This is a genomic window from Mycoplasma sp. Z386 (genome assembly GCF_054343375.1).
Window position 1 is genome coordinate 23,033 of the sequence record NZ_JBTGVC010000006.1, and the last position, 17,643, is coordinate 40,675.

Annotated in this window: 17 protein-coding genes; 2 read left to right on the plus strand and 15 right to left on the minus strand. The window is 26.3% G+C overall.

Going from position 1 to position 17,643, the window contains the following annotated elements:
- From ACXX85_RS01350 to ACXX85_RS01420, 15 genes are all read right to left on the minus strand, one after another.
- Positions 1-1,053, minus strand: coding sequence for a DUF4116 domain-containing protein (locus tag ACXX85_RS01350; protein ID WP_458560425.1), 1,053 nt, complete (start codon positions 1,051-1,053; stop codon positions 1-3).
- A gap of 1 nt (position 1,054) precedes the next feature.
- Positions 1,055-2,419, minus strand: a complete 1,365-nt coding sequence (locus ACXX85_RS01355; RefSeq protein ID WP_458560426.1) for a DUF4116 domain-containing protein — start codon at positions 2,417-2,419, stop codon at positions 1,055-1,057.
- 7 nt (positions 2,420-2,426) lie between these two features.
- Entirely contained in the window at positions 2,427-3,587 is a 1,161-nt protein-coding gene (locus ACXX85_RS01360) for a DUF4116 domain-containing protein (RefSeq protein ID WP_436359199.1), read from the minus strand.
- A 262-nt stretch (positions 3,588-3,849) separates the two neighbouring features.
- Positions 3,850-4,239 (minus strand): PTS-dependent dihydroxyacetone kinase phosphotransferase subunit DhaM, encoded by a 390-nt coding sequence (locus ACXX85_RS01365; protein ID WP_436359200.1) that lies wholly within the window; start codon positions 4,237-4,239, stop codon positions 3,850-3,852.
- The gene (gene dhaL, locus ACXX85_RS01370) at positions 4,239-4,850 is read right to left on the minus strand and encodes a dihydroxyacetone kinase subunit DhaL (RefSeq protein WP_458560427.1); all 612 of its coding nucleotides are present in this window, start codon (positions 4,848-4,850) and stop codon (positions 4,239-4,241) included. The genes ACXX85_RS01365 and dhaL overlap by 1 nt, the downstream gene beginning before the upstream one ends.
- On the minus strand, positions 4,841-5,824 hold the full coding sequence (gene dhaK, locus ACXX85_RS01375; RefSeq protein ID WP_436359203.1) for a dihydroxyacetone kinase subunit DhaK: 984 nt from the start codon (positions 5,822-5,824) through the stop codon (positions 4,841-4,843). The genes dhaL and dhaK overlap by 10 nt, the downstream gene beginning before the upstream one ends.
- Positions 5,825-5,874: 50 nt before the next feature.
- Positions 5,875-6,633, minus strand: coding sequence for an MIP/aquaporin family protein (locus ACXX85_RS01380; protein WP_458560428.1), 759 nt, complete (start codon positions 6,631-6,633; stop codon positions 5,875-5,877).
- Positions 6,634-6,643: 10 nt separating this feature from the next.
- Entirely contained in the window at positions 6,644-8,161 is a 1,518-nt protein-coding gene (glpK, locus tag ACXX85_RS01385; RefSeq protein WP_458560429.1) for a glycerol kinase GlpK, read from the minus strand.
- Positions 8,162-8,169: 8 nt separating this feature from the next.
- Positions 8,170-8,901: a glycerophosphodiester phosphodiesterase family protein gene (locus ACXX85_RS01390; RefSeq protein ID WP_458560430.1), complete on the minus strand. Its 732-nt coding sequence runs from the start codon at positions 8,899-8,901 to the stop codon at positions 8,170-8,172.
- On the minus strand, positions 8,894-10,285 hold the full coding sequence (locus tag ACXX85_RS01395) for an MFS transporter (protein WP_458560431.1): 1,392 nt from the start codon (positions 10,283-10,285) through the stop codon (positions 8,894-8,896). Before ACXX85_RS01395 ends, ACXX85_RS01390 begins: the two co-directional genes overlap by 8 nt.
- A 16-nt stretch (positions 10,286-10,301) precedes the next feature.
- The gene (gene glpO, locus ACXX85_RS01400; protein WP_458560432.1) at positions 10,302-11,459 is read right to left on the minus strand and encodes a type 2 glycerol-3-phosphate oxidase; all 1,158 of its coding nucleotides are present in this window, start codon (positions 11,457-11,459) and stop codon (positions 10,302-10,304) included.
- Between the two features lie 231 nt (positions 11,460-11,690).
- Positions 11,691-11,984: an HU family DNA-binding protein gene (locus ACXX85_RS01405; protein WP_436358342.1), complete on the minus strand. Its 294-nt coding sequence runs from the start codon at positions 11,982-11,984 to the stop codon at positions 11,691-11,693.
- 1,308 nt (positions 11,985-13,292) lie between these two features.
- A complete protein-coding gene (locus ACXX85_RS01410) occupies positions 13,293-13,688 on the minus strand; it encodes a hypothetical protein (protein WP_458560433.1) in 396 nt (131 codons plus the stop codon).
- Complete coding sequence (locus ACXX85_RS01415) at positions 13,689-14,105, minus strand: hypothetical protein (RefSeq protein WP_458559656.1); 417 nt, start codon at positions 14,103-14,105, stop codon at positions 13,689-13,691. It lies immediately after the preceding gene.
- Positions 14,106-14,172: 67 nt separating this feature from the next.
- Positions 14,173-14,985: a hypothetical protein gene (locus ACXX85_RS01420; protein WP_458560434.1), complete on the minus strand. Its 813-nt coding sequence runs from the start codon at positions 14,983-14,985 to the stop codon at positions 14,173-14,175.
- Positions 14,986-15,028: 43 nt separating this feature from the next.
- Here ACXX85_RS01420 and ACXX85_RS01425 point away from each other — a divergent pair, with 43 nt between their 5' ends.
- The gene (locus ACXX85_RS01425; protein ID WP_458560435.1) at positions 15,029-17,149 is read left to right on the plus strand and encodes a hypothetical protein; all 2,121 of its coding nucleotides are present in this window, start codon (positions 15,029-15,031) and stop codon (positions 17,147-17,149) included.
- Between the two features lie 234 nt (positions 17,150-17,383).
- Positions 17,384-17,536, plus strand: a complete 153-nt coding sequence (locus ACXX85_RS01430) for a hypothetical protein (protein WP_436358351.1) — start codon at positions 17,384-17,386, stop codon at positions 17,534-17,536.
- Positions 17,537-17,643: the final 107 nt, after the last annotated feature.

Here is a 17,643-nt window from a genome sequence, read left to right on the forward strand (position 1 = left end):
TTAATTATCTCCAAATAGAATCATTAATAAATCTTTTCTTTTTGAGCAAATCTTTTTTACTTCTTTTATAAAATGTTCATCATTTTTAAATTGAGGCAAAACAAAGTTAAAAATTAATGGATTTAATGTAATTAGTTCTAACATAAAATCTTTATTATGTATTAATTCTGAATCTAGAAAATAAATAATGGTTGCATATTCATAAAATTTAGATAATTCTTCAATTGTGTTTTTATTTTCAAGCGCAATTCAGAATTTGTTTGTAATTGCTTTTTTAATTATTTGTTTATTATTTCTTATTCTTTTTGAAGCAAGATTTAAATATTTCATTCCATTATCAATAGCTGCATTGATAACATCTTCATCATTTTTTAACTCATCTGAAGCATATTCAAGAGCAAATCAATTATTGTTAATAGCTTCTAGTATTACTTCTTTATCATTTTTGAGTTTATCTGAGGCATATTTAATATTTAATCAATGTTTTTTTACTTCTTCTAAAATAAATACTTTATTATTTTTTAAGTTATCTGAAGTATATTGTAAGGCATGAGAACCATATTTTGAAACTAATTCAAGCATAAATTCTTTATTGTTTCTCAAACAATAAGGTATATATTTAAATGCTTGTTCGTTATTTTTAATAGCTTCTAAAATTATGTCTTTATCATGCTTAATTTCTTGTGAAGCAGCATATAAATTGACTCCATTTAGTTTTACTGCTTGTAACATTACTTCTTTATTGTTTTTAAAATGATTTGGAATTACTTCAATAGACAAAACATCTTTTTTTAATAAATTTAAAATAAACTCTTTATTATTTTTTAATCTATCTGAAATAAAAAGAAAGATTGCTTCCATATATTCATCTAGTGATGATAAAATGAATTCTTCATTGTCTTTTATATCAGAAGATAATAAAGAAAAATAAAAGGAATTAGTTTTAATTGCTTCTAAAACAAATTCTTTATCAGTTAAAGCATTTTCATTTTTTAATTGTATACCTAATTCTTTTAATCTTTCTTTTTCTTTTTTAAAATCTATAGTATTCATATTAGTCCTCTTTTTTATAAGTATTTAGTGAAATACTTTGTAATTTTTGTTTAATTAATTTTTTAATTTCTAGATCGTTTTTTAACTCTACAGGTATAGAAGGGAAAATATAAGGATTTAATTCTAATGCTTGTAAAACAAATTCTTTGTTGGTTTTTAATTCATTTGGAATTGTTTCAAAATTTGTTGCATTATCTTTAATAGAAGGTAAAATCACTAACTCTTTATTATTTTTTAATTCTTTTTTCAATTCTTCTGAAGCGTATTCAAAAGCTTTTCAATAGTCTTTAGTAGCTTCTAAAACAACTTCTCTATTATCTTTTAATTCTTTAGAAGCATATTTTAACGCAAGACCATCTTTTTTAACAGCTTCTAAAACTATTTCTTTATCGTTTTTGAAGTTATCACAAGCATATTTTAATGCGTGAGCATCTTGTTTAATTGCTTCTAGTACTACTTCTTTATCATTATTAAAATTATTAGCAAATTTTAATGCAAGACCTGATGTTTTAACTATTTTTAAAATAAATTCTCTATTATTCTTTAAATTATGTGAGGCATATTGAAAACTTTTACCAACGTTTTTAACTGCTTCTAAAACTATTTCTCTATCATTTTTTAGTTCACCTGAAACATATTGTAATGCTCAAGCAGATTCTTTAATTGCTTCTAAAACTATTTCTTTGTCATTTTTGAAGCTATCTGAAGCAAATTCTAATGAAATACCAGATTCTTTAACCGCTTCTAAAACAAATTCTTTATCGTTTTTTAAATTATCTGAAGCATATTTTAATGCATAACCAATTTGTTTAACTGCTTCTAAGACAACTTCTTTATCATTTTTTAATTCTTCTGAAGCATATTTTAATGCATAACCAATTTGTTTAACAACCTCTAAAACAAATTTTTTGTCGTTTTTTAAGTTATAAGAAGCGTATTTTAAATTCCTACTAACTTCTTTGTTATTTTTTAAATCACCTAAAATAAATTGTAATAAATAACCACTTTTTTCTTTAACTGCTTTTAAAATAACTTCTTTCTGGTTTTTAAAGTAATTAGAATTGTATTCATAACTTGATTTAACTAAATCTAAAACAAATTCTTTATCGTTTTTTAGTTTATTTGAAGCATAAAATAAAAATCAAAAATTTTTTGTTTTCTTAATTAATTTATTTATGAAATTTTTATTTTCTTTAATTTCTTCAGATAAAAATGAAAAATATAACCCTTTTTCACTGTATTCTATTTTTTCATTAGTTAAGACATTAAAAACAAATTCTTCATCAGTTAAAGCACCTTCGTTTTCTAATTTTAAACCGAATTCTTTTAATCTTTGTTTTTCTTGTGTAAAATCTATATTATCCATATTTTTATTATTTTTCTCAAGCATTTAATACAATATTTTTCATTTTTTGTTTAAATAATTCTTTAATTTCTAAATCATTTTTTAATTCTGCTGGTATAGAAGCAAAAATATAAGGATTTACTTCTAATGCTTGTAAAACAAATTCTTTATCGTTTTTTAATTCACTTGCAATTAGTTCAAAATTTCTTGCATCATCTTTAATAGATGGTAAAATCACTAAGTCTTTATTATTTTTTAATTCTTTTTTAATTTTATTTGATGCATATTCCAAAGCTTCTCAACTATGTTTAATAACTTCAACAACAAATTCTTTATTGTTTTTTAACTTATCAGAAGCATGTTCAAAATATTCACCTTTTTTCTTTACAAGTTCTAAAATAAATTCTTTATTATCTTTTAAGTTATCAGGAAAGTCATAAAAATTAGCAACATTAACTACTTTTAAAACAAATTCTTTGTCGTTTTTTAACTTATCAGAAATATATCTATAAGCAAAACCATTTTGTCTGAATCCTTCTAAAGCAACTTCTTCGTCATTTCTCAGTTTTTCTGAAGCATATTCAAACATAAAATAAAGTTTTTTCATTCCTTCTAAAACAAATTCTTTGTCGTTTTTTAAACTAGTGGAAATATATTTAGCAACTCTTATATTTTGCTTAAGTGCTTTTACAACAAATTTTTTATCATTTTTTATTTCATCTGAAGCATAATTTAATGCATAATCTATTTGTTTAACAGCTTCTCAAACTACTTCTTTATCATTTTTCAGATCATCAGCAACATATTTAAGATTTAAACCATTTTGTTGAACAATTTTTAAAACGAATTCTTTATTGTTTTTTAGTTCATCTGAACAATAATCAAAAATTCATCTATCTTTTTTTATAACTTTCAACATAAAGTTTTTATCATTTTTTAGTTTATTTGAAGCATAAAATATAAATAAGTTATTTTTAGTTATCTGAAATAAATTATTTATGAAATTTTTATTTTCTTTTGCTTGGTCTGATAAAAATGAAAAATATAATCCTTTTTCACTATATCCAATTTTTTTATTAGTTAATACATTAAAAACGAATTCTTCATCAGTTAAAGTTTGTTCATTTTCTAATTTTATACCTAACTCTTTTAATCTTTCTTTTTCTTTTTTAAAATCTATATTTTCCATATTATTCTCCTTTAATAATAGTAAAAAACCCTATTAATTTGTTTAATAAGGTTTTTATATAATTTAATTTGGTTGTATTATAAAATTTGAATGAAAAATTAGCAAATTTTAATTTGCTAAGATATATATATATATATATATGAGTTATTTTAAGAGATAGTCCTTTTTCATTTTTCATTTTTCTCCTTAATACTTTTTAATTATATCATTTTTTGGTTCTAAAAATAGAAAAACCCACTATAAAGTGGGCTTAAAAGTAAGATTATTTTACAATTTGTTCTTCACTTGCTGATACTACGGAGTCAAAATTCGCTCCAGAGTTTGCAAGCACATAAGCAGAGAAACAATTTTCAACAATAGAACCGTGAGAAACGTGAATTTGTTTGTCACTTACCATACTGATAATTGCTTGTGCACTTAAAGTAGCTGAACCTAAATCAGAAAATATTACTACTTCTTTGATATCGTTGTTTGCTTCGATGATTTCAAGTAGTTTTAAAGGTTCAGTTCCTAAATCTTTTCCATCATTAATTCCACCTAATGCTTCTATTTTAATATTATTTTCATCAATAGGAAGCATTTTAGTTAAGTATTCTTTAATTGTTTGTGCTAATTTATTGTAATGAGAAATAATAATAAATAATTTCTTCATTATAATCCTTTAATTAAGTTTTTAATAATAATATAACTTGAATAAGAACCTGGATCAATTGTGCCAGATGATCTTTCTTTTAAGTATGATGCTCTTCCTTTGGTTGCAACTAAATCTTTAGTATTTTGCACTAAAGAATAAACATAATCAATTGTTGAATCAAATTCATTTGCATCTAATGTTTCTTTTGAAGCTAAATAAGTTTCAAGTGGTTTTCAAACATCATACATTGTTTTTTCATTTAAAGTTACTTTTCCAAGCATTTCAAGTGATTTTGTAAAACTGGAAACTAAAATTTTAAATTCGCTAAATGTAAAAGTTTCATGTCCTTTTAATGCATTAGCAGAATTCATAAATGCCATTCCATATAAAGGACCAGAAGCACCTCCTACTTTTGACATTAGTGATCTTCCAACTAAAGTTAAATATGTAGGTAAATCTACTTGTTCAAAATGAATGTTAGAAACTTCAGTAAAACCTCTAACCATATTAAATCCATGATCACCATCACCAATAGTTTGATCTAAAGTAGAAATATAATCTTCATTTTCTTTTAACTCTTTGGCAATGTTTTTCATTGCATCAGTTAAATTAGAATAACTTATTTTCAACTTTTCACCTCTGTTGGTTCATCTAATAATGATTTAAGCTCATCATCTAGTTTTAGTAAAGAAATTGAAAATCCTTGCATTTCAAGTGAAGTCATAAAATTTCCAACATGAGAACTATAAATAGAAACATTTTTAGTTGCTAAATAATCATGAATATCGTTAGTTGCTATAAATAATTCCATTTCAGGTGTTCCACCTAAACCGTTCACCATTAAAGCAACTTCTGAGTTTTTATAATCATAATCTTTTAAAATTAAATCTAACATTTCTTTAACAATTTCTTTTGATGATTTAATTTTTTCTCTTTTAATTCCTGGTTCACCATGAATTCCAAGACCAAATTCAATTTCATCTGCTGCTAATGAAAATGATTCTTTTCCTGTTGTTGGAATATAAATAGAGTTTAAAGAAATTCCAAATGATCTAACATTTTGAATTACTTTTTGTGCTACTCTTTTTACTTCTTGTAATGAAGCTCCTTTTTGAGCTAATGCTCCTGCAATTTTGTGTACAAATACTGTTCCAGCGATCCCTCTTCTTCCAATAGTTCAAGTGGAATTTTCTACTGCAACATCATCATCAACTAATACAGTTTCTACATTTTTACCATTTGCTTGAGCTAGTTGTTGTGCTATTTCAAAGTTTAGTTTGTCTCCTGTGTAATTTTTAATAATTAATAAAGTACCATTTTTTGAATCTAAAGCATTTATTGCTGCTTCAACTTGATCTGGTGTAGGAGAGGTAAATACTTCTCCTGCAACAGCAGCACTAAGCATACCATTACCTACAAATCCCATATGTGCTGGTTCATGTCCTGAACCACCACCTGAAATTAAAGCAACATTATTTTTATTAAATTCAGTATTGTAAATAACATTAAAGTTTTCAACCTTTTTAACTTTTTTGTTAGTTTTTACAATCCCATTAATCATTTCTAAAACTATATCTTCTTTTTTATTTAATATTTTTTTCATATAATAAATTCCTTTATTGATTAATTATTTTATTTTTTATAAGTTGGTAATTAAGCTGCAACTGGAATTAAAGCTAAAGCACCAATAATTGCACCAGCTAATGAAGGAGCAACAACTGGAATTCATGAGTATGATCAGTTTCCTCCAACATGTTCGCTTTTTCTATTTGCTAATAATGTTTTTTCCATTAAAGCATAAACCATTCTTGGACCTAAATCCCTTGCTGGGTTAATTGCATAACCTGTTGATGAACCAAGTGAAGCACCAATTGCTACAACAATTAATGTTACTGGAACTGGACCAAGTGATGCTAATCCTATTTTATTCCCACCTTTACCAAATGCTAATACTAATCCAACAAGTAATAATGTTCCTACTAATTCATAAGAGAAGTTAAAAATAGTTGCTTTTTCTTTATTTGCAAAAGCAGGTCCTGTACAGTGTACTCCTCTTAATGTAGCTAAATCTGTTTCTTGAATGTGTTTTCAATTAATGAAGTTTAAAAGCATTTGTCCTGTCATTGCACCTAAAATTTGCACAGGAATATATGTTAAAATTAATGGATCACTTAACTTGCTACTTACAGCAACAAAAAATGTGACTGCTGGATTTAAATGAGCTGATCCACCAAGAGATAATGAAACTATTACCCCTGCAAATACAGCTAAACCTCATCCTAAAATGATAACGATCCATTTTCCAGATTGGTTCGCAAACATTCTCTTCATGGAAACGCTGTATCCAACACCGTTACCAAGAAGAATTAGAACTAAAGTTCCTAAAAATTCTGATAAAATATCTAATCTCATTGTTTTTCTCCTATTCTATATCTTTTGTTCAGTTTAAAGTTTTTTTAACAGCTGTATCTCAACCTTTGATTAAAGCATCAATTTCATTTTGTGCTAATTGTGGTTTAAATACTTTGTCAATTTTGTTTATTTTTTTGATTTCTTCTAGATCTTTTCAGTAACCAACAGCTAATCCAGCTAGATATGAAGCACCTAAAGCTGTTGTTTCGATATTTGAAGGTCTTTCTACTTTTAAATTAGAAATTGAAGATTGGAATTGCATTAAGTAATTTGAATTTGATGCTCCTCCATCTACTTTTAATAAAATAATTGGTTTTTCTAAATCTTTTTCCATTGCTTTAATTAAATCGTTTGATTGGTAAGCAATCGCATCAAGAGTTGCTTTAATTAAGTGTTCTCTTTTGGTTCCTCTTTCTAAACCAAAAATCGCACCTCTTGAATATGAATCTCAATAAGGAGCTCCAAGTCCTGTAAACGATGGAACCATATATACTCTTTGGTCATCATTTACAAGTGAAGCAAAGAAGTCTGATTCTGCTGAGTTATATAAAATTCTTAGTGAATCTCTTAGTCATTGAATTGCTGCTCCAGCAATAAACACTGAACCTTCAAGAGCATAAACTGTTTTGTTGTCTCCAAGTTTTCAAGCAATTGTGGTTAGTAATTTATTTTTGCTTTTAACTGGAGTGTGTCCTGTATTTACAAGTGTAAAACATCCTGTTCCGTAAGTATTTTTAACCATTCCTACTTCTGTACATAATTGTCCAAAGAGAGCTGATTGTTGATCTCCTGCAACTCCAGTAATTGGTACTTGTCCTTTTGCTTTATTAGATCAATGATGAGGACTTACAACTCCATAGTGTCCGGATGAAGATTTTACTTCTGGTAAAATTTCTTTTGGAATTTCAAGTAAATCTAAAATTTCTTGATCTCAGTCTAAAGTGTGAATGTTAAATAACATAGTTCTTGAAGCGTTAGAAACGTCAGTTGCATGAACTTTACCATCGGTTAATTTTCACATTAATCAAGTGTCAATTGTTCCTGCAAGTAATTTTCCTTCTTTTAATTTTGTTTTTGCTTCTTCTACATTTTTAAGAATTCAACGAATTTTTGTTCCACTAAAATATGGGTTAATAATTAATCCAGTTTTATCACTAAAGAAGTCTGATAATCCTTTTTCAATTAATGTTTCACAATAATCTGTTGTTCTTCTATCTTGTCACACAATCGCGTTATATACAGGTAATCCTGTTTCTTTATCTCATAAAACAATTGTTTCCCTTTGGTTTGTAATCCCTAAAGCGACAATATCGTGGGATTTAATTTTTGCTTTGTGTTTTGCACTTTGCATTGTTGAAAGTTGTGTATTTCAAATTTCTAATGGATCATGTTCCACTCAACCAGATTTTGGGAAGTATTGTGTAAATTCACTTTGACTACTTGCTTTAATATTTCCATCATGGTCTACCACTAGTGTTCTACAGGAAGTGGTACCTGAATCTAATGTGATAATAAATTTATCTTTCATTTTTCTCCTTATTTGTTTTTTTCAAATTTGTAATTACTAATTTGAGCATAAACAATTTTATCGTTTAAATATTCGTTGTATTTTTTTTGATCTTTAAGAGTTCATAACATTAAAGGCATGTTAATTTTTTGATAACGTTTTTTATCTTTATCATATAAAACCGTTCAAGGATTTAAGAATTGACACACTTGTTTCATTTCATCTATAGAAACTGATTGGAATTGAGTTTCTGTTCAAAATAGAAATCCAAGTTGGTATTTTGAACTTAACTTGCGCATATTTCTAAGCGTTTGAAAGTTAAAAGATGAAAAAACTATTTTTTGAAAATATGCTTGTCCATATTTGTTTGCAAGTTTGTGTAATTCTTCTTCTATTCCTTTATATTCTTTTTGATCAGTTTTAATTTCAACATTAATAATTTTAAATAAATTTAAGTATTTATCTAAAAATTCTTCTAATGTGAGTATTGTTTGTTTTCTTGTACTTTTTTTAAAAAAGAGGCTGTGATCATCTTTTTTAAGTTCTTCCAAAGTACAAAATTCAATTTCTTTTTTAGTTAATGCTGTTCTGTTTGTCGTTTCATCATGGATAATAACTAATTTTTTATCTTTAGTTAAATGAACATCAAGTTCAACACCATCAAAATTGAATTGATAAGCCATTTCAAAGGCTAATTCGGTATTTTCTGGGGCAATTGCAGAGTATCCTCTGTGTCCTAAAATTAATTGTTTGTTATGCATTTTCTAATGTTCTCCATCTGTAGTTTGTTTTACCTAATTTTTTAAGTTCAATTGTGTTAGCAATATGCACAGCAAGTCCTGCAAGTAGTCCAAGAAGTGCGATTGCTAAAGTAATAACTAAAATAATTTGGTAACCTTTTATTGAAGTATTATCTGCTCCAGCTGGTGTGTAATATTTACCAACTGCTCCGGTTATTTGGTATAGTCAAGCATCTGTTGAAAAACCAATAAAGGAAAGAACAGCAACACTTGAAGCATAAGAATTTTTTTCTAAGTGGATTTCACCAATTTGAGCATATCTTAAAGTAACCATTGCTCATGAAAGAATTCCTGCTAATAGATAGAGAATTGAACTGAAAACAATTACTCAAACATTTGCTGATTTTGGAACAAAACCAAGTAAGATAATTGCTCCAAGTAGAATAATTCCAATTCCTGTAACAATAATTAAGAAAAGAACATATGATCTAAATTTATCAGCTCATCTTCCTATGAAGGTGGAAACCAATGTTCTTAATCCATAAGTTCTAATTCCCCCTAAAATAGTCACAAGAATTGCTGGTGCTAAGTATCCGTTTTGCATTAATTGAATTAAATAGTAAGCAAAAACACTTTGGAATGTATACATACCCATTACAAAAATTGATAATGCTCATAATTTTCAATTTTTTAATGCTTTAAAAACAGAAATTATACTTTTTTTCAATCTAGCTCATGAAGCTTTTTCTGTATCTCTCTCTTGTTTTTTCTCCGGAACAAGAATTAGTACAAAGATTGATGTAGCAACTAAAAAGGTTGCAATTAAGAAAGCATAAACAGCAAAAGGTATTGCACTTCCATTTGCTCTTGGAACTCATACATTAGTAACAAGTAGTCCTAATAGAAATACGAAGAATAAACCGATAATTCCGTTTGCTGTTCCTTGAATTCCATATGCTAAACCTTGATTTTCTTTTGTTGTTTGTTGTGAAACAAGTTTTCATAAAGGTGTTCAGAATACAAGAGTAGAACTAACACCTCATAACGCTCAAATTATTGAGTATTGAATAAATAATGAATTTGGATCTAAACTTTTTGAATTTCAAATTGTAGCTCCAAATCAGAAAGTTATTGCTCCTGTTGAAAAGACAGCGATAGACAACAACCATCTTGAACTGAACTTATTGGCTAAAAAACCGCCAGGAAGTTGAGTAATTAGTGTTACATAACCAATAATTGATGTTAAAGTAGCAACTTGATCTTCTTTAATGTTTAAGTATTCGTGTAAGTTTGGAATGATGTTTTTAATATAGTAGGGTGCTGCTATAACAAAAACATCAGAAGCCGCTAAAATGATTAAGGCAATAATTTGTCTTCAGGTTAAACCTTTTAATTTAGCTAACATTTTGCCCTCCTAAAATTTAGAATCTAACTGTATATTTAGGATTAAAGTTTTCTTTTTTAGTTAATTTTAGTCCTGATGCTTCAACTAATTTTTCAATTTCAATAGCAATTGCAGGTGCTGAGGCTATAGCTGGTGATTGCATTCCAGCTGCGTTAATAAATTTTTTGTTATCTTTAGCAGATCTAATAACAAAATCATTTGTTTCTACATCAATAGGTCTTGAACCTGCTAAAGTCATAATTGTTTTTTCAAGTCTAATTGAAGGAATAATTTCTTTTCCAATTTCTCCAATATAGTCAAATTTTGCTTTTGTAACAAGTCTTGTTTCTTCTTTTGGTACACCTTCTTCAGCAGTAGGTCCCACTAAAACATGTCCATCAAGCATTGGTGCAACAATAACACCTTTTCCGTGAATTGTAGGAACTTTGAAACAAATTGAGTTTACTATTCCACCTTCACTACGTGCTAAAATTCTGTATTCTCCACGTCTTGTTGTTTGTTTAAAGTCACCATATCCTGCTTTTTGTGCAAGGACATCTGCATAGTGACCAGCAGCATTAATTACAACTTTTGAATGTAATTTTTCGCCACTTTTTAAAGTGATTTCAAATTCATCATTTACATATTTAATATCTGTAACTTCAGAATTGTTTTTTAATGTTGTACCATTTTGTTCGCTTGCTCCAAGAAAAGCATATGTCGCTCTTACTGGATCAATTGCTCATGAACTTGTGCATAAAAGTGCTCCATGAACTTTTGGATTAACATTTGGTTCTTTTTTTAGTACTTCTTCTTTAGAAAGCACTTTTAAAAATTCTTTTGGAACTTTATTTGTTAAACCTCTATCATATAACATATGTACATGCTTCATTTCTTCTTCATTAAAAGCTAAAATTAATGAATCAACTTGTGCTCTTGGAAAATCTAAATCTTTAAAAATTTTCTCTCTTCATAACTGATTTCCAAGAACATTTAGTTTAGCTTCGATTTTTCCTGGATCAGGATCAAAACCACCATGTATTGCACCTGAGTTTCCTCTGGAAGTTTCATCTGCAAATACTGGATTTTTTTCTAATAATAGATTTTTCATATTATATTGAGACAACTCATAAGCAATCGAAGCACCTATGATTCCCCCACCTATAATAATTACATCGTATTTTTCGTTTTTCACAATACCACCTCCCAATTTTTGTGGTAATAATATTATATATAAAAATTGATAAAAATTCAAATTTTTCTTTTATTTGTTCAAAAAATATTATTTATAATGAACAAATAATTTTTTTATTTGAAAAATGCTTAAAAAAATGGGCAAAATAAGTGTTTTTTATTTTTTGATAAAAATAAAAAACATAAACCACAAATGCAGTTTATGCTTATTTAATAAATATATTGATATATTTTATGATTTAAAGTCTACTAAATCACGTAAATATTTTGATGGTTTGTATTTAATTGCTCTTTTTTGTGGAACAACTTGTTCTTCGCCTGTAAAACTATTTACGATTTTTCTTTGTGATCTAACAACAGTAGAGAAGATTCCAAAATCAGCTAATGTAACTTTTTCTTCTGCTAATAATTGTTCTTTTAAAACAAATAACATTGTTTCTAAAATATGATCTAGTTGTTTTGGACTAACTTTTAAATTTTCATCTAATCTATCAACTACATCGTTTATAAATTCTTTTTTTGTCATATTTTCCTTTAATTTGCTTTATTTTATAAAATTTAAATATATATAATTTTATACTAAAAATATATTTTTATAGATATTTTTATAAAAATATTAATAATTAGTTATTCTAATTTTATACAAAAATTAAAAATATATCAAATTTTTATTGTTTTTTTATTAAAACAGAAGAAATTTGTTATGCTTCTTTTGTTAATATAAAGTTTATTTTTTTAAATTTAAATAATGTTTTTAAAGATAATGTTTTTTATTTAAAAAAATTTCTACAAAAAAATTGAACACATTGCAAAAAAGTGTTATAATAATAGTATAAATACATTTTCACAATCCAAATTAATTAAGATTGACTTAATTAATGAAAAAACTCCATTAATTGCAGTAATGGAGTTTTTATATAAGGTTAGTGGAAAATGTATTAATTTTTTCTATAATTTAATTAATAATAAAATTATAATCAACAAGATTAAAATTCGTTCCACTTTTCAACCTTTATTTTAAATACATTTTTCACCTCCTTATGTGACTAAAATATTAGTCACATTTTAATATTACCACAGAATTTATTTTGTTACGAAAATACGGAAAAAATTGGGATTTTTGGTTTGTTTTTCCTAAAATTTTATTTCATTTAATTAAAATTAATTTATAAATATTATGATTATTTTTTATCTCTTTATTTTCAATAAAGAAGAATATTTTTTCATCATCAAAGAATTAAAACTTAGTTATAATATCTGATTTACTTTTGGCATTAGAAACAAAAAATATTTTAATTATTATTATATATTACTAACGATGGCATTTTGATTAATAATTTGCAAATTTTTTATAAAAATTTTGGAAAAAGTGCTACAATAATAGTGTAATACATTTTCAGATTCCCAATTAATTAAGATTAACTTAATTAATGAAAAAACGCCATTTGGCGTAATGGGAGTTTTTATATAAGGTTGGTGGAAAATGTATTACATTACTTTATAATTTAATTAATATTAGAATTATAATTATTAAAATTAAAATTCTCTCCACTTTTTTTAACTAAGTGGAATAATTTTCTCGGTGTTACCACCGAGAAATTTTTTAATTTTAAAAGAAAGGACTTTCATCTTTTTTATTTTTTTTGAAATTGATTGAATACTCTCAATTTCATAATTCACTATGGTCATTAATGATTTTTAATAAATTTTAATATTGTCTAAAGTCCATTATTTCTTTCAGTATTTTTTTCATTTTCTCTCCGCTCTTTATTTCTGATATTTTAAGTTGTCTCCGGACTTTATCTCCGTTTCTTTCTTTTGTTTCCGGTAATTGTTAATTTGTCTCCATTTTTTTAAAATAGTCAATAAAATAAGTATCTAAAATGTCTTTATTAGGTGCTTTTTTAATTAACTTTTTAATTGTTCTAAATTTTGCTACTTTGTAATACAAAGCAAATGCTACGCTCTCTTGCTGTTCTTCTGTAAGGTGGTATTTCTTGCTTCATTTTCTAAATGTCTTTTTTTGTTTGTCATTTAGTAAAAAGTCCATTCCTAGTTCTTGCTGATTTTCTTTTAACTCCTGCTTTGCCTCTTTGATTGCTCTTCTCTCTATGCTTTTTTCTGTATCTTTGCTGATTTTGATATATTTATTTTTAAACATTACAAGCAAGGAAACAAATGCAAAATATGCCCGTTCATTGATGTACTTCTCTTTTAATTGTTTAGTCATTTATGCTCTTAAAAAATTATTAATTATTACAATATTTAAGTTAAAATTAACAGCAACATACATACTTATAATGGAGTCGAATTTTTCATACCCTACTTGCTTAAATAAGGTAGGTAATAATTCCATTGTTTTTTGTCTTTCTTCGTCAACCATACCTGCTAGGAGCATTACTTTTATTAGTCTTCTTTCGTCAGAACCGAACTTTCTATTGCTTAAAACTGAACTTTCTATTTCTTCCATTATTTTAAGCATTTTCTCGCTTGCTGCTTTTTGTCATAAATATTCCATTCCTTGTTTCATTAATTTTATTTCTCAGTCTTCATCGTCTGCAGTCATATAGAATGCCCTATCTGTATAATATTTATAAGCTTTTATTGCTTCGTTTAGCAGTCATCTATATAATTGGTCTATATTCATTTTATTTTTCTCCTTGTTCTGTTTCTAATAAAATATATAAATCACCAAAATTAACTGAAATATACATTTATATAATAGGTTGAATATCGTTTGTTTCTGCTGCTTCAATTAATGCTGGTAATAATTCCATTGTTTTTTGTTGAAGGCTTGGGCACCCAAGTCCTCCTAGCATCATTAGTTTTATTGTTTGTTTATGATTTCAATTAAGTCATTTATAAAAACTAATTTTTTCTATTTCTTTCATTATTTTAATCATTTTCTCGTTTGCTGCTTTTGGTCATAAATAGTCAACCTCATTTAAAGCACTATTTACTTTTTTTTCTCAATTTTCTTCTGCAACTACTTTATTTTCTCTTATTAAACGTCTATAATTACCAATTGCTCTTTCTAATAAGACTTCGTTTAATTTTCATATGTTCATTTTTATTTCTCTCTTTCTATAATTTCTTAAATCTTTCAAAATAGGAACCTTTAATGGACAATCTGCTGATGGTAGAACACAAGAACAGTATGAAACAACAGTAACTGAAGCAACTAATAAATTTAAAGAAAAACAAGATGCAGCTAAAAACACCATTGATGGATTAAGTCATTTAAGTGAAGAAAGAAAAAATCATTTTAAAAATGAAATTACTAATACTTTAGCTACTGAAAATGCAGATATTAATTCAATTAATACTATTGTTGGTAATGCAGAAGTTAAAAACAGAGAAGCAGAAGAATTAGCAAGCGCTAAAGCATCAGCTCTTGGAGTAGCTAATAACTTAAAACCACAAAATGAAGGTGGTACAAGAGAACAAGTTTTAAAAAATATCGAAGCAGCTACATCAGTTTCAGAAGTAAATACATTAAAACAAAATGCACAAACTTTAATTGACAATTCTAGAAAAGCAGCAAAAACTAAAGTCCTTAAACTAAGGGGGTTGGATGAAGGTAATGATCAAACTTATGATAGATACAATACCAAATTAACAGAAGCTGGTAATAATCAACTAAAACTAGATAGACTTAAAGATGAAGCTGAACATAAATTTAACACTGTAGCAAGTGTTACTGAAGGTAAAATTAATGGATTACCAGATGGTGAAGACAAAAACAATTTAGTAAGAAAATGACAACAAATGTTAAATGGACCTGCTGATGATAAAACAATTACTAAGGTAAAAGAAATTGATGCTGAAGTAACAGCAGTAATTAACAAAATCGACAGAGAAAGAGAACTTCCTTCACTTAAACAATATATAGATATGTTACAAGATGGAAATGCTATTAAAAATAATGCCAACGAATTCTATAATAATGCAATTAAACCTAATTCAACTGCAACAGGAAAAGATGTTAGAGATGTTAAAGGTCAAATAACTAATGAATTAGAAAGATTAAATAGAGAAGCTCAAACATATATAACTAATAAATTAGCTGGTGATACTAGTGGAACAAAAGAAACTTTAATTGCAGAACTTGATAGACATGTATTAAGTCAAGCTGATATTAAAACTAAAAAAACACAAGCAGATGAAATATTTAATACTAAAAAAGAAGAAGTATTATTATATGCTGAAAAATTAAGTGATGCTAATAAAAATACTATTACTGAAAAAGTAAATGGTAATAGTGATGGTTCTGTACAACCAGCAGAAAGTATTGAAAGATTAAATCAAATTTTAGCACAAGCAAAAACTTTAAAACAACAGGAAGATCAAGCTAAAATACAACCTGCCTATGATGCTGCTAATGATTCTGTTAATAAAATAAAAGTGAGTGTTCAAGATAGTGAAAGAAATTTTGATTATACATATTATAATAAAGGTGTTGCATTAGAGCAAAGACTAAAAAGAGCAAAAAGTGAGAAAAATCTCGAAGAATTACAACATATTAAAGAAGATGCAGAAAAAATATGAAATCCTATCAAAGATGAAGCAATTGCTCAAGCTTTAAATATTCAAAATGCTACTACAAGAGAGTCAAGAATTAATGAAATTAATAATGCATATGATATTAATGCATTGAAACAACAAATGAATTATATAAAAAATGATGTAACAACTGAAAACAACCAATATGCTGCTTTAAGACAACCAGCAAGAGATGCAATCGCTAAACTTAATGGAGATGAAGCAGATAAAGATAGATTAACAAAACTATTAGATTCAACAATTGATAGTAGTGAAATAGAAAGAATTAAAACTGAAGCAGAAAAAATCTTTAATGATAAATTAATTGCTGTTAAAGCAAAAATTACTAATAAAAATGATTATAGTCAAGATCAAAAAACTGCTAAATATAATGAATTAAATAGTAAAACAGATATTGAAGGAATAATAAGTGTTGAAAAAGCGGTTGATTCATATAATTCAACAAACGATCCTTTAACAAACGAAAAACAAGCAATTATAGACAGAATGTATACTCAAGGAATAACTCCACCAAGCGGTTCTTCTTCTTCTTCTTCTGTAATATCTTATGCTTTACGTCCACAAGAAATTGAAACTTATATTAATAGAGTTAAAGAAGCTTCAACAATTCAAGATGCTAATGCTATTGAACTTGAATATGCACTTAATTCAGTATTTGATACAAGAAGACTTACACATCTTAAAAATAAAGTTACAAACGATATTAATGCTAAATTAAGTAGCAATCAAGTTGATAATTGACGTAGTTATTGAAGAACAGATATTTTACCAGCACCATCTATTAATGAACTTGGTAAAAAATATGTTAACTATAGACAAAATAATAATATAGGTAAACCAGAAAATCAATCAAGTGAAGAGTTTAGAAAAGATTTATTAAGAGATTGACATAAATGAGCCCAAGAACCTGCAATTGAATGAGCAAAAGGACTTGTTAAACAATCTACTAATATGACAATAGAAAGAAAATACACTGCACTCAATGAATTAAGTCAAGTAACATCATTATTTGACTTCACAGATTGATTGAGTAAAAATCATTCTTATGACAATATTATCCCTAATTCACTTCCACAAAATACAAATATTAGATTCTATGATGGACAAAATTATACAGAATTGAAATAACATCCAAAAACACAGAATAAATCTGTGTTTTTCTTTATTTATATATTAATAAATATTAAATAATTAAAGAGTTATAGATTTCTATACTAGGGGTTTTTAAATATTTTGTTTAATATATAAGTAATAATATTTATATCTTTATTTAAGTAAAAATAAGTATTAATAATTTATATACTAATATTTTAATTTAAAATGCTATAATTATATAAAATAATATAATATTTAGGTGATAAAATGAGTAAAGAAGAAAGAAATTCATTAATAAAAAAAGCAATAGACAATTTAAAAAATAAAGATATTAATGAATTACCACAAATTATGGAAAGAAATGAAAAAGGTTCCTGAAAAAGAATGCAAGAATGCATGAAAAACTTATCTAAATTATAATTTATTTATAACTAAAGAAAATATCTCCAATAATTAATTATTGGAGATGTTTATTATGAAATTGCAAAACAAAAAAGAGTATGCAAAAAATGTATATAATAGTTTAA